Origin of the sequence: Helicobacter pylori (assembly GCF_006440215.1) — a bacterium.
Lineage (GTDB): Bacteria > Campylobacterota > Campylobacteria > Campylobacterales > Helicobacteraceae > Helicobacter > Helicobacter pylori_CS.
The window spans coordinates 1-417 of sequence record NZ_VEZH01000041.1 but is presented as its reverse complement, the minus strand read 5'-3'; the positions used below and the strand labels follow the sequence as shown (position 1 = coordinate 417).

General features: G+C 38.4%; 1 protein-coding gene. It reads left to right on the top strand.

Going from position 1 to position 417, the window contains the following annotated elements:
* The coding region (locus FIM44_RS08410; RefSeq protein ID WP_140579766.1) for an outer membrane protein at positions 1-306 on the top strand (306 nt) is incomplete at its 5' end.
* Positions 307-417: the final 111 nt, after the last annotated feature.

Sequence of the window (417 nt, the reverse complement as noted above, 5' to 3'; positions counted from 1 at the left end):
CTTTTTGGTGGGATCGCATTAGCCGGCACTTCATGGCTTAATTCTGAATTCGTGAATTTAGCCACCGTGAATAATGTCTATAACGCTAAAATGAATGTGGCGAATTTCCAATTCTTATTCAATTTAGGCTTGAGGATGAATTTAGCCAGGGCTAAGAAAAAAGGTAGCGATCATGCGGCTCAGCATGGCATTGAACTAGGCGTGAAAATCCCTACCATTAACACGAACTACTATTCCTTTATGGGGGCTGAACTCAAATACCGCAGGCTCTATAGCGTGTATTTGAATTATGTGTTTGCTTACTAAGCTTTTGTGAAACTCCCTTTTTAAGGGATTTCTTTTAAAGCCTTTCTTTTTTTGGGGGTTTAATTTTGAAGCCTTTGTTTTGAACCCTTGTTTTGAAACTCTCTTTTTTAA